The 12476-nt window shown below is 70.7% G+C and carries 11 protein-coding genes; 7 read left to right on the top strand and 4 right to left on the bottom strand.

Annotation, left to right across the window (positions count from 1 at the left end; translation table 11 throughout):
- Positions 1-173 precede the first annotated feature (173 nt).
- Complete coding sequence (locus BUS84_RS40630) at positions 174-3251, top strand: S8 family serine peptidase (protein WP_074310656.1); 3078 nt, start codon at positions 174-176, stop codon at positions 3249-3251.
- A 57-nt stretch (positions 3252-3308) separates the two neighbouring features.
- Here the strand turns inward: BUS84_RS40630 and BUS84_RS09625 are convergent, their stop codons facing one another.
- Both BUS84_RS09625 and BUS84_RS09620 read right to left on the bottom strand, forming a co-directional pair.
- A complete protein-coding gene (locus tag BUS84_RS09625) occupies positions 3309-4076 on the bottom strand; it encodes a carbohydrate-binding protein (RefSeq protein ID WP_244298451.1) in 768 nt (255 codons plus the stop codon).
- Positions 4077-4411: 335 nt separating this feature from the next.
- On the bottom strand, positions 4412-5086 hold the full coding sequence (locus tag BUS84_RS09620) for a cytidylate kinase family protein (RefSeq protein ID WP_074310654.1): 675 nt from the start codon (positions 5084-5086) through the stop codon (positions 4412-4414).
- A gap of 269 nt (positions 5087-5355) precedes the next feature.
- On the opposite strand from BUS84_RS09620, the gene BUS84_RS09615 reads away from it, so the two are divergent.
- A complete protein-coding gene (locus tag BUS84_RS09615; protein ID WP_074310652.1) occupies positions 5356-5856 on the top strand; it encodes a DUF3995 domain-containing protein in 501 nt (166 codons plus the stop codon).
- Between the two features lie 57 nt (positions 5857-5913).
- Here BUS84_RS09615 and BUS84_RS09610 read toward each other — a convergent pair whose 3' ends face one another.
- Entirely contained in the window at positions 5914-6507 is a 594-nt protein-coding gene (locus BUS84_RS09610; RefSeq protein ID WP_074310650.1) for a hypothetical protein, read from the bottom strand.
- 392 nt (positions 6508-6899) lie between these two features.
- Here BUS84_RS09610 and BUS84_RS09600 point away from each other — a divergent pair, with 392 nt between their 5' ends.
- Positions 6900-7841, top strand: a complete 942-nt coding sequence (locus BUS84_RS09600) for a TIGR01777 family oxidoreductase (RefSeq protein ID WP_074310646.1) — start codon at positions 6900-6902, stop codon at positions 7839-7841.
- 27 nt (positions 7842-7868) lie between these two features.
- Here the strand turns inward: BUS84_RS09600 and BUS84_RS09595 are convergent, their stop codons facing one another.
- Entirely contained in the window at positions 7869-9428 is a 1560-nt protein-coding gene (locus BUS84_RS09595; RefSeq protein ID WP_074310644.1) for an NAD(P)/FAD-dependent oxidoreductase, read from the bottom strand.
- A 188-nt stretch (positions 9429-9616) separates the two neighbouring features.
- On the opposite strand from BUS84_RS09595, the gene BUS84_RS09590 reads away from it, so the two are divergent.
- The 4 genes from BUS84_RS09590 to BUS84_RS09575 all read left to right on the top strand — a co-directional run bounded on the left by BUS84_RS09590 (position 9617) and on the right by BUS84_RS09575 (position 12448).
- Positions 9617-10852, top strand: coding sequence for a hypothetical protein (locus BUS84_RS09590; protein WP_074310643.1), 1236 nt, complete (start codon positions 9617-9619; stop codon positions 10850-10852).
- A 33-nt stretch (positions 10853-10885) separates the two neighbouring features.
- Positions 10886-11326, top strand: a complete 441-nt coding sequence (locus BUS84_RS09585) for an EVE domain-containing protein (protein WP_074310641.1) — start codon at positions 10886-10888, stop codon at positions 11324-11326.
- 94 nt (positions 11327-11420) lie between these two features.
- Complete coding sequence (locus tag BUS84_RS09580) at positions 11421-11993, top strand: GNAT family N-acetyltransferase (protein WP_074310639.1); 573 nt, start codon at positions 11421-11423, stop codon at positions 11991-11993.
- A 41-nt stretch (positions 11994-12034) separates the two neighbouring features.
- Positions 12035-12448 (top strand): hypothetical protein, encoded by a 414-nt coding sequence (locus BUS84_RS09575; protein ID WP_074310637.1) that lies wholly within the window; start codon positions 12035-12037, stop codon positions 12446-12448.
- Positions 12449-12476: the final 28 nt, after the last annotated feature.

The raw sequence follows: 12476 nt of genomic DNA, 5'->3' as shown, positions 1-12476 counted from the left end.
TCCCGGGTGCGGCTCTGACGTGCGGCTGACGCGATGTGATCTTATACGCATCAGCGATCCGTACCACTGCGAAGCCGTCGATCAACCGCCGACGGCTTGGGTGGGGAGCGCTCCCATAGGCGGGTCGCGATCGATCAGGACAGCTCCCCAAGGGAGCAATCGAGAGGAGTCTCGTGGCAACCAGCACGAGCGGAATCAAGCTGCGAAGATTAGCGATACCAACCCTGGTCTTCGCCGTGGTCATCGGCGCGACCGGTGTCGCGGGACCGGCGTCGGCGGCCCCCGTTGGGCCATCGGGTAACGGCGGTGCCGTCAGTTACTTCGCCCCCGGCGACGACAAGAGGGTCACCCTGACCGACGGGGCCGATCGTCGACCCGACGGCAAGACCTCGGCCAGCCAACGAGCCACCATCGACGAGAACGGCTCGGGCCAGTACATCGTCGAACTGGCCGAGGATCCCCTGACCTCGTATGCCGGCGGCGTGTCCGGGCTGGCGCGAACCCGCCCGGAAGCGGGTCACCGGCTGGACGTCACGTCGGCACCGTCACGGGCCTACCGCGCACACCTCGACGCGCAGCGCAGCGCCGTCGCTGCCGCGGCCGGGATCCAGGTCAACGCCATGTACACCACCGCCTTCAACGGGTTCTCGGCGCAGCTGACCGCCAAGCAGGCGATTACATTGAGGGCGGACAAACGCGTCCGCGCCGTCACCGCCTCCCGGGCGCTCGGCACCCGAACGACTCCGCCCACCGCGACGCCTACCACCTCGACCGCGGGCACCCCGACCGCCACCACTCCTGGTGAGCTGGACCAGCCGGCGGCATCGGGCCCCGCCGGCACGCCGGTCAAGCCCGGCCCCGGCACGGGTGCGGGCACCGTGGTCGGCGTCCTGGACACCGGCATCTGGCCGGAGAGCGCGTCGTTCGCCAAGCGAATGCCCGCCCCCGCGAGCTGGCACGGCACCTGCCAGACCGGTGTGTCCTTCGTGGCCGAGCACTGCAACGGCAAGATCGTCGGCGCCCGGTACTTCGCCGACTCGTGGCTCGCCAACGGCGGCTCGCTGCCCGAGGGCGAGGTCCTGTCCGCCCGCGACATGAACGGGCACGGCACGCACACCGCGTCCACGGCGGCCGGTCTGCCGATGTCGAACGTCACGATCGACGGTCGCGGCTTCGGTCCCATCTCCGGGGTGGCGCCGGACGCACAGATCGCCGTCTACAAGGTGCTCTGGGCCGGCATGGGCTACGACGCCGACATCATCGCCGGCATCGACGCGGCCGTCGCCGACGGCGTGCAGGTCCTGAACTTCTCGATCGGCAGCGATCTCGGCGACTGGGAAGCCAACACCCCCATCGGCATCGCCTTCCTCAACGCCACGCTGGCGGGAGTCTTCGTGGCGGCGTCGGCCGGAAACACCGGAATCGTGAGCGGGGCGATCAGCAACGCGGCGCCCTGGGTGACCACGGTTGGCGCGGCGGTGACGAACCTCGACGAGGCGACCGTCAAGCTGGGCGACGGCACGAAGCTCGTCGGCGGCTCGCTGGACGCTCTGCCCGGTGGCGACTCGCGTCCGATGGTCTTCGGCGAGCAGGCCGGCTCGCCAGATCTGGGCGCGGTGTACTGCGAACCGGGGAGCCTCGACCCTGCCAAGATCACGGGCAAGGTCGTCGCCTGCGCGCTGTCCGACACGTTCGGTTCTGCCGCCGAGGTCAAGGCCAAGGGCGGGGCGGCGATGGTGTCCTTCGACCCCGTCGGCAACTACCGGATCAACTCGATCTACAACTTCCCGGTGGTCTACCTGCCGACCGAGAAGCAGGCCGGCACCTTGTTCAACTATCTGATGCGCCACCCCACCGACGCCAAGGTGTCTCTGCGGCTCGGCGGTGACGGCTCCAGCGTTCCGGGCGTACCCAGCGTCGCGGACTTCTCCTCCACCGGCCCGGACAAGGTGGCCACCGGCATCCTCAAGCCGGACCTGGTCGCGCCGGGTTCGAACATCATCGCCGCAGTCGCACCGCCGGGCAACTTCGGGCGGCAGTACGACGCGTACTCGGGCACCTCGATGGCCTCGCCCTACGTGGCCGGAGCGGCGGCCGTCCTGCGTGCCGCGCATCCGAACTGGTCACCAGGCGCGGTCGCATCGGCGCTGCGGACCACCGCCACCGACACCGTCGGCACCAGCAGTGCCCTGGACCAGGGCAGCGGTTTCATCAATCTGGCCGGGGCCACCGACCCCGGACTGGTCATCGAGCCGACGGCGGCAGACCTGATCGAGTTCAGCGAGACGGCCCAACCCGACGGCAAGGGTCTCAACCTGCCGGCCATCTCGTTGCGCGAGTACGACGGGACCCGCCCGGTGACCCTCACCCGCACCCTGACCAACGTGGGCGAGGCGCGGGAGACCTACCGTTCGTCGGTGTCCGGCCTGAACGGTATGCAGGTCACCGTGACGCCGGCATCGGTGACGCTGGAGCCGGGTCGGTCCGCGACGGTGACCATCACCCTGCGCCGGGGCAGCGCGCCCTGGGACCGGTACGTGACCGGGTCGATCGCCTGGCGCGGCAAGGCGCACAGCGCCCGGATCCCGGTCGCCGCCCGTCCGTGGGGAATCACGCCCCGACCGTACGGCGACGACGGGGAGGAGTTCGGGCGGATGACCAACGGCGCGTCCGGCTCGATCCAGCCTGGCTTCACCGGACCACTTGCCGCTCGCAGCACCGGTTACACGCCGATGCAGCGGACGTCGTACTCGATGCCGGCTGGCGTCTATGGCGGCGTGTTCGACCCGGGCGCGGCCGGGGTGAAGAAGTTCGACTTCACCGTGCCAGCGAACACCGCCGGCATCATTGTCGAAGCCAACACCGACGACCCGAACACGAACCTCGACCTCTACCTGTACAAGGGCGACACCCTGATCTACAGCAGTGACAGGTTCTGGACCAGCGCGGAGCAGGCATACAAGTTCCTGCCCGAGCCGGGGCGCTACACCGCGTACGTGTTCGCACAGCTGCCCGGTGGCCCGGTCGTCGACTTCCAACTGGGTCACGCCATCATCGGTCGAAACGCCAAGTATTCGGGCGCCACGCTGACGCTCCCCTCCACGGTGGAGCGCGGTACGACGCAGGGATTCACGCTGAAACCGAACAAGCCGCTGCCCGAGGGCGACTTCTGGGCCTACACCGAGTTGAACACCAACGGCACGGTCATCCCCGGCAACCTCGTCTACACGCAACAGAGCTCCTGGCAGTAACCAGTATTGGCGGTGGGGCGGTGCCGATGGGCACCGCCCCACCGTCGGGGCCACTGATCAGTTAACCGTGATGGTCAGGTTGGCCGAGCGGGTCTCCCCACTGGTGTAGGTGACCGTCACCCGGGCGGTGAAGGTCCCCTTGCGCGGGTAGCTTTGGCCGGTCGACCGCAGCGTCGCGCCGTGCGTGACGGCGCTGTTGTCGCCGAAGTCCCACGCGTAGTCGGTGATGCTCTGCCCGGACGGCACCGTCGCGGTGGCGGTCAGGGTGCTAATCAGCGGTGCGGTGCCGCTGCCGGGGCTGGCGGCGAGAGAGAGCGCCCCGCCGGGCTCCTGCTTGACGCCGGACCCGTTGAACCGCAGCCAGTCCAGCGAGAGCAGGTCCGGGGTGCCACCGACCTGGGCGGCGTTGACGAACTTCGCGTACAGCGTGGTGGTGCCGGCGGGCCTGTTGGTCAGCGTGACGGTGGGGGAGACCAGGTTGTCCCACCCGCCGGTCGATCCGATGGTGGCCCTGCCGATCAGCGTGCCGGTGGGTGAGCCGGCCCGAATCTCGATGTCACCGCCGAACCCGCCGTTGGTCACCCCGAGCGTCACCGAGCCGATGTTGCGCAGGTCCACCGGCCCGTACGCCGCCCAGTCGTTGTGGTCGACGTCGCCGAGCCGCTCGCCGGCACGGGCGGTCGGCCGGTCGTTCACCGTGAGGCCCGAATGGGCGGTGAAGTGCTCGGCTTCCTTGCTCTTGGGCTGCAACTGCGCCCGGGTCGAGCCGGTCAGGGCCGGTACGCCGCCGGCCGCACCGCCGTCGGTGTACTGCGCGGTGACCACCGTGTAGAGGTTCTGCCCCGGTCCGTGCCCGTCCGACGCTGAGGTCCACTCGACCCGGGGAGGTCTCGTGGCAGGACCGTCGGATGTGTCGGAGGGCCGAAGTGTCGACCGGATCGACCGAACCGGGCATCGTCCCGGTCACCGAGTGGCGGCCGCAGGTGCCCCGGAACAGCGACCGCCGCTGGCCGACGCCGAGGAGGTGCAGCGCCGGGGGTGGCGATCGAGGACGCCGCCGGTGCTGCTTGGGATCGGTGGAGGATTGGGCTCGTGATAGCCCGAGACGCCCTGGCCCATGACGCGATCACGAGAGCCCAGTAACCAACCACCGCAAACGGTCAGTGTGTTTGGGTCTCCCAGACCGGCTGCTGGGGCTCGTCGTTGTGCACGATGATGTCGACGTGATCGGTCGGGCGGACCGTAGCGAAGTAGAGCTGTTGGGAGGGGATGTAACGCTCGCGCCAGCGTCGTTCGACGTCGGCCCGAGGTGACAGCTGGCGCTCTCGGATCACGGCACGATCCACGGTCTTCTCGAGCGTGGTCGACACGAAGATGCGCAGATCCCACCGATCAATCAGTTCTGGGCGCATGAGGAAGACGCCGTCGAAGACCAGCACGGCGTCGGCGGGGGCGGTCGTGACCGGCGGGGACAGGGCAGTATCGGTGGTGCGGTCGTAGACCGCGTGTTGGAAGCGTCGGTCTCCGCCCGGGCCGAGCGGATCGAGCAGAACCCGGTTCAGCGCATCGTAGTCGTGGGTGTCGAAGTAGCAGCCTTCGGCGGAGTACTCGCCGCGCGGATAGCGCTGTGCCCGGGGGAAGAGGAAATCGTCGATCGTCGCGCGGATGACGTCGCGGCCCTGGTCGCGCAAGGCGACGGCCAGTTCGTCGGCGAGCGTGGTCTTGCCTGCGGCGGGCGGTCCGTCGATGGCAACCCGCGTCGGGTGTGCGACTGCGACGGACCCGACTGCCTCAGTCAGGCGGCCGAGCATCTCGTCGCGGGTGCCTTGGTCCATGTCCTGCCCGTCCTAGTCTCGCGAACGTCGCCGTGTCGAGCCGACCTTATGTGCCAGCCGTTTCGCGCCCGCCGTGCAGACCGCCACCACCATGCGCTACGACCGCGCCGAGCCGGCATCGTCCCGTTCAGCGAGTGGCGCCCGCAGGTGCTACCGGCTGTCCTGGCCGACGCCTCCAGCTAAGACGCGGCGGCCTCTCCCTCTGTCGGGGGAGTCGAACCCGCCGTGGGCGGGAGGCGTCGTCGCGCTGGTCGTACGAGGGTGCTGGCATGTCCGTCTTCAGAGGTCCTCGCTGGGCGTACGGCGCCCTGGCCTGGTTGATCTTCTTTGTTGTGTCCCATGTGCTCCTGGTGTTCTTTCCCGGTGACGATCCGACCGGTGGCGGCCCGTGGGGCATGACGGCCTACACAGTCCTCAACGTCGTACTCATCTCGATGTCGGCCGTCGGGGCAGCCGTTGTCAGAGCTACGGTCCGCCCGTGGGCTCGGCATCTGCCTCAGTGGTTGATCCTGGTACCGCTGTGGTTCGGGAGCGTCCTGCTCGTCCTCAGGGGCGTTCCAGGGATGGCCGAGAGTCTGCTGATGGTCACGGGTATCCGGCGCGGCGGCTTCGTAGGGGCTCAGGACATCTCCACGGGTGAGTTCTGGGCCGGTATCGGGATCAACACCTACTTCTTCACCGGGGCGGTGCTGTTGGTTGCGGCCACTATCTCCTACGCCCGCCGCTCAACGGACGGCGGGAAGAAGGGGTCGTCGGACCGGTCTGAGTGACGCCACGGCGGGGCGATCTTCTCGCCCCGCCGTGGTCCTGCTGCCGCCTCCGCCGGGTCAGTTGTCGGCCGGCGGGGCCGTCAGCTCGGCGTGCCGCACCCGGTAGTCCCCGTGCGTCACGGTGGCGAACGCAGCCGGCGCGAGGCAGGTACCGATCCGGGACGGACCCCACTGGCCCGCCTCGTTCTGGTCGGCGCTCGCCGACCAGGTAAAGCCGACCCGGTCCCGGTTGCGACCGCCGTCCTGCACGCTGAATCCGACACGCTTGCCGAGGAAGTCGCTGGCCTGCTCGTCCGCGCGGGTGACGATGGCGGTCAGGGTCGCATGACCAGGGCTCGTGATCATGCAGTCGACCGCCGCTTCGAACCGTACGGTGATTTCCTGCGTGGCCAGCCGGTGCGCGACGCGCACCGTACCGGTCGCGTCTGCCGGCGAGCCCTTCTCCCCGCCGGGAAGCGGGATCGGTCGGCTGTACGGCACCGACCGGACGTCGAAGGCGAACGATCGCACGTCGTCGTCCTGCCCGTACGGAAGGGCGAACTCCGCCGAGCCGGTCAGCCGTGCCGGGCTGCTGCCAGCGGCCCCGGCCGGCGCCCCCGCCACCGCGATGACGGTCGCCGCGACCATTCCCCATCCGAGTGTTCTGCGCATGTTCTTCCTCCCGATCCGGCCACGGTGTCGCGGCCCTGCGATACCTCCACGGTCGGCGATACGGGACGAAGATCGATCCCCTTCGAGGGGGAAGCCGTTACCTCACGTAAGGGAAAGTGGGGCGCGTCTGGTACGCCGTCCGGTGGCACTCACCGACCTGAACGCCGTCGCGCTGTTCAACAAAGGCGCCAGCCGCATCGTCAGTCCGTACGGCCTCACCGACTGGCCCGGCGTCCTGGAACTGCTGCGCGTCAGCGGGCCGGCTGGCGTCATCGCCCGCGTCCGGCTCGCCGCCGTCCACTCCGTGTGGATCTTGACGGCTCGGCGGTCCGGTCGTACGCTCCGAGGCATTGTTGAACATGTTCAAACAGAGTTTCCGATGTGGAGGGATCGTGAAGGTCGTCATTCCCGGCGGGACCGGTCAGGTCGGCACGATCCTGGATCGAGCGTTGACCGCGGCGGGCCACGATGTCGTGCTGTTGACGCGCTCACCTCGGGGCGCGCGTCAGGTTCGTTGGGACGGCTCCACGCTTGGTCCGTGGGTCGAGCAGATCGACGGCAGCGATGTGGTTGTCAACCTGGCCGGGCGCAGTGTGAGCTGCCGGTACACGTCGGCAAATCTCGAGGCGATGATGAGCTCACGGATCGAGTCGACGCGGGTGATCGGTGAGGCCATCGCCGAGGCGGCCCGGCCACCCAGGCTGTGGTTGCAGATGAGCACGGCGACGATCTATGCGCACCGCTTCGATGCCGCCAACGACGAGTACGACGGTCTGATCGGCGGTGGCGAGCACGGTGTGCCAGGGTACTGGGCGTACAGCGTCAAGATCGCTCAGAATTGGGAGGACGCTCAGGAGCGGGCGGCAACTCCCGACACGCGCAAGGTTGCGCTGCGGTCGGCCATGGTGATGAGCCCCGACCGGGGTGGCGTGTTCGACGTGCTGAGCTGGCTTGCGCGACTCGGACTCGGCGGATCGGTCGCGGGCGGTCGGCAGTATGTCTCCTGGATCCATGACCGCGACTTCGTCCGTGCCATCCGGTTTCTGCTCGAACGCGACGACCTGACCGGCGCCGTGAACCTGGCCGCACCCGGCGCGTTGCCGCAGGGAGAGTTCATGCGGGCGCTGCGTTCGGCGTGGCGGATGCCGGTCGGCCTGCCGGCCACACGATGGATGGCTGAGGTGGGCGCATTCGCACTCCGGTCGGACACCGAACTGCTGTTGAAGAGCCGGCGGGTCGCCCCGGGTCGACTCTCCGACGCCGGATTCGCATTCGACTATCCGCAATGGCGGGCAGCGGCGGCGGACCTGACGTCACGGCGTCGCCGAGGCTAGCCGCGTGTCGATCAGTCGAACACCTCGTCAGGCTAGCGGCGCCTGCGCCGACCGGCCGCCGTCGCCGGCTGGGCGCACACCCTCGGGCGCGGTGATCGGGTCCGTGGTGATCCGGCTCGGCAGGACCGGCGCGTCCCGGCCCGTGCCCCGGTGCCCGTCGCCGCCGGTGGACTGCTCGTGGTAGTCCTGCTCCACGTTGACCGACCAGACGTCGTGCGCGCTGCCGGTGGCGATGTTCTCCGCCGTGAGCATGGCGGTCATCATCGAGTGGTCCTGGTTGTTGTAGCGGTGCATGCCGTTGCGCCCCACCGGGTGCACGTTCGGCACCTCCTCGGCCAACCAGGCCCGGATCACGTCCACGTTGTGCTGGTAGCGCTCGTCGTACACCGGGTATGCCTTCGGCATCCGCACCACGTAGCCGGCCTCCACCGCGCCGGGCCGGGCCAACCCCAGCCGCTCCAGCTCCGCGGTGGCCAGCGCCACCAGGTCGGCGTCCGGGGTACGCCACATCTCGTCGTCCTCGAAGACGAAGTACTCCAGGCCCAGGCAGGTGCGGCCGTCCTTGACCAGGTACGGCGACCAGGAGCCGAAGTTCTGGATCCGGCCCACCCGCACTCCCGGGTCGTGCACGTAGATCCAGTTGTCGGGGAACGAGAACTCGGCTGGCACCACCAGCGCGACGGTCAGGAAGTCGCGGTAGCGCAGGTCGGCGGCGCAGGCCAGCACCTCCGGCGGCGGCGCCGGGCGCAGCGCGGCCACCAGCTCCGAGATCGGCATCGACGAGACCACATGGTCGGTCGGTTCGGTGCGCTGCCCGCCCACTCCGTTGACCGTCACGCTGATCGCCCGTCGTCGCGCCGGGTCCCGGTGCACCGCGGTGACCCAGGTGCCGGTCGACAGGTCCCCGCCACGGTGGCGCACCTGCTCGGCGCACCGCTCCCACATCATCCCCGGCCCGTACTTCGGGTACTGGAACTGCTCGATCAGGCTGGTCACGTCCGTGCGGTACCGCCGGGGCAGCAACGCGTTGCGGATCGCCTTGGCCAGCGACAGGTTCTTGATCCGCTGCGCCGCCCAGTCCGCCTGCAGCCGATCGGCCGGCATCCCCCAGACCTTCTCCGTGTACGTCTTGAAGAAGATCGAGTACAGCCGCCAGCCGAACCTGGCCGACACCCAGCCCTCGAAGTGCGACTGGTCCCGGGGCGGGCGCAACCGGGCCCGGGCGTACGAGCCCAGGCAGCGGGTCGCCTCGGGCAGCCCCAGGTTGCGCAGTGCGTTCGCCGCGCTGAGCGGGTAGTTGAACAGCGCCCCCCGGTAGAAGATCCGGCTCATCCGGGGCCGGGTCAGGAAGTCCTCGTCCGGCAGGATCTCGTGCCAGAACGCCTCCACCCGGGGCACCTTGGTGAAGAACCGGTGCCCGCCGATATCGAACCGCCACCCGTCGCGCTCCACGGTCCGGCTGATGCCGCCGACCACCTCGTCGGCCTCGAAAACCCGGACCGGCAGGCCGTGCCGGAGCAGCTCGTACGCCGCCGTGAGACCTGCCGGCCCCGCACCGATGACCACCGTGCTGTGCTGCTCGCTCATGCCGCCGCGCTCCCTGCTCGCCGCTGTGGTTGAGGCGCGGCGCGTACCCGTTCTGCGGCGGACTTCACCCTCGCGGGGGCCCCGTTATGTGACGGTTTCGGCTCCGGCGGGGCGCGCGGCGGCGTACAACGGGAAGGGCGGCGCCCCCGCGCGGAGGGTGGGCCGGGGCGGACCGGGGGAGCGGGCGGATGCGCCGGTGGCGGAGCGGCCGGGAGCGCGCGACGGCGCTCGCCGCCCGGCTGGCCCGGGCCGGCCGGGCCGGCGCAGGGCTGGCCCGCCGGGTGCCGGCGCCCTGGCCGTACGTGCTCGGCCTGTTCCTCGGCGCGAAGCTGCTGCTCACCCTGGTCGGGCTCCTGGCCCTGCACGCCTGGGACGACATCCCCGGCGCGCCGCCGGCCGACGAGACGTTGATGTGGACGCAGCAGCGGGAGATCTCCGGGCACCGGTGGATCTCCCTCTGGTTCGCCTGGGACGCGATGCTCTACCTACGGCTGAGCGAACTGCCGCTGACCGGGCCGTGGCGGGACTTCGGCTTCCCGCTGCTCTATCCGTTCCTGGCCCGGCCGGTCGGCGCGCTGCTCGGCGGCGACAACGCGCTGGCCCTGCTCCTGATCAGCAACGTCGCCTTCCTGCTGGCCCTCTGGTACGGCTACCGACTGGCCGAGCTGCTGCTCGGCGACCCGGACGCGGCCCGCCGGTTCACCCGCTACCTGGTGCTGCTGCCGACCGCGTTCCTGTTCCAGGCCGCGCTGACCGAGTCGCTCTTCGTCTGCCTCGCGCTGGCCGCGTTCTACCACGCGGAGCGCCGCCAGTGGCTGCTGGTCGGCGTGCTCGGCTACTTCCTGGCGATGAGCCGCTCGGTCGGCTTCGTCGTCGCCCTGCCACTGGCGCTGGTGCTGCTGCGCCAGCACGACTGGCGGCTCGGCCCACGCGCCCTGCTCGGGTACCTGCGGATCGGCTGGCCGTTGCTGCTGCTGCCCGCCGGCTGGTTCACCTTCATGGCGTTCTGCCGGTGGCGAGGCGGGGACTGGTTCGCCTACCAGCACGCCCAGCAGACCGGGTGGGGGATCAGGGTGCAGAACCCGGTGCCGGTGCTGCTGGGCGGGCTGGCCGGAGAGCCACGCGACGCGGCCCGGGTCTGGTTCGCCGTGGCCGTGCTGGCCGTGCTCGTCGCCGGGTTCCGCCGCCGGGAGCTGGCCTACCTGGTATATGGCGTGCTCATGGTGCTGGTGCCGCTGTCGATGGGTCCACCGGTCTACAAGAGCCTGCTGCGCTACCTGCTCGCCGCCTTCCCGGTGGCCCTGGTACTGGCCCGCTGGGCACGCCGCGCCAGCGTCGACGTGTGGCTGACCGCGGCCCTCGCCCTGGTGCAGGGCGCGCTGTTCGTGCTCTGGCTCAGCTACTGGACCCACATGATCATCTGATTGGCTCGCCGGGCGGCGGGGCAGGATGGGCAGATGACCGAGCCACGGGTGCGCCTCGACGACCTGGGCGCCTGGCTGATCAAGGGCAACGCCGACACCGTGGACCTGACCTCCCGGTTCGCCCGCGAGCCCTGGGTGACCAGCTGGTGCGTACGCCCCGGCTACCGGGCGCGGTTGATGCGCGCCGGGCAGCCGGTGGTGTTCTGGGCCAGCGGCAGCCGCTCCCGGCTGCCGTACGGGGTGTGGGGGGTCGGCCGGGTCACCGGGGCGGCCGAGCCGGGACCGCCGGCACAACCCTGGTCGGTGCCGCTGGACCTGCCCATCCTCGCCGAGCAGGACCGGGTGCCCCGGCGGCTGCTGCGCGCCGACGACCGGCTGGCCGCCCTGGAGGTGTTCCGCCAGCCACAGGCGGCGAACCCCTCGTACCTGACCGTGGCCCAGTTCGCCGCGCTGCGTACCCACCTGCCGGGCTGAGCGCCGGTACGACCGTGCCCCCGCGACGGGGCCGGCCGGTGGGCCTGTGCGAGTCTGCTTCCCGTCCATGGAAACGCATTTGAGTGGAGGCCCGGTGTTCGCCCTGCCGCTGACCGAGGAGGTCGAGCTGCGCCCGCTGGACCCGTGGCGGGCAGAGGAGTTCCTCGCCAATCTGGACCGGGCCAGGGAGCACATCCAGCCCTGGGTGTCGCCGTCCTTCGTCGCCACCGACCTGCCCTCGGCCCGGGCGGTGCTCCAACGGTACGCGGAGCGCTGGGCCCGTGACGCCGGCGGCATCTGGGGCCTGTGGTGGCGTGGCACGCTGGTCGGCGGGGTCATGTTCGTGTCGTTCGACGCCGCGCTGGGCGTCTGCGAGGTGGGCTGCTGGGTGGAGCCCTCGGCGCAGGGGCGCGGCATGGTCGCGCCGGCGGTCCGCCGGATCGTCGACTGGGCGGTACGCGAGCGCGGCATCCAGCGGGTGGAGTGGCGCACCAACGCCGACAACGCCCGCAGCATCGCGCTCGCCCGCCGTCTCGGCCTGCGCCACGACGGCACGCTGCGCCAGGTCTACCCGGGTCCGCACGGGCGGATCGACCTCGAGGTCTGGTCGGTGCTCGCCGACGAGTGGCTGGCCGGGCCGGCCGTCCCGCAACCCACCGTCCACTGACGACGGCGGGTTCTGTCGTACCCGGGCGGCACCATGCATCCATGGCCGTCCCCGCACTCACCCCGCACCCCGACCCGCCGCGCTCCGTGCCGCTGCGCGAGGCGCGCACCCGGTTCAGCCAGCTCGTGGCGCTGGCGGAGCTGACCGACGCGGTCACCGTCGTCACCCGCGACGGCGACCACCGCCCGGTCGCCGCGATCGTCCCGGCCGCCGCCGCCCGCAGTGGCGCACAGGCCTGCGCCGACGCCGACCGCCTCGCCGCCGTCACCGCCGGTTGGGCCCGTCGCCTCGACGAGCAGCACCGGCGCAGCAGTCACCGGCACGCCGCCGAGCTGGGTGCCGTCCGCGCGGCGCTGGCCGAGGTGTGGGCCGAGCTGGACCGCCGCGTCGTTCCGGGCAGCGACCCGGCGCTGGCCCGGCTGCGGGCCGCGCACGCCGACCTGCTCGCCGGCTGACCCCGGTTCTGGCCGGCGGCCCACCGCG

Source organism: Micromonospora cremea (genome assembly GCF_900143515.1).
Taxonomy (GTDB): Bacteria; Actinomycetota; Actinomycetes; order Mycobacteriales; family Micromonosporaceae; genus Micromonospora; species Micromonospora cremea.
The sequence above is the reverse complement of the archived record's forward strand: the minus strand, read 5'-3'. Positions and strand labels throughout refer to the sequence as shown.